The organism is Phosphitispora fastidiosa, assembly GCF_019008365.1.
Lineage (GTDB): Bacteria > Bacillota > Thermincolia > Thermincolales > UBA2595 > Phosphitispora > Phosphitispora fastidiosa.
Window position 1 is genome coordinate 1 of the sequence record NZ_JAHHUL010000111.1, and the last position, 279, is coordinate 279.

Annotated in this window: 1 protein-coding gene; it reads left to right on the forward strand. The window is 67.7% G+C overall.

Translation table 11 applies throughout. The features are described from left to right. Window positions 1-279, forward strand: a 279-nt coding sequence (locus tag Ga0451573_RS19155; protein WP_231685785.1) for a hypothetical protein, incomplete at both ends; no start/stop codon positions are given.

Here is a 279-nt window from a genome sequence, read left to right on the forward strand (position 1 = left end):
TGACCTTGGCGCAGGCGCTGTCTGCGGACGGAGTGTCGCCCGGGGCGCTCCGCAAGGTCCATGAGGACCTTCACCGCCTCCTCGACGGCTACGCCACCATCTACGCCGGCAAGCTCGCCAGTTCTGTCCAGGAGGTGTGGGACGTCCACGTCAAGGAGATCGAGGGACGCTTCGGCGGGAGGGGGCTCAGCTACTCCGAGTTCATCGAAAGGGCCGACGACCGTGCCATCCGCACCGCATTCGAGGCGGCCAAGAAGGCCTTCGGCGCCGACGTCGCGC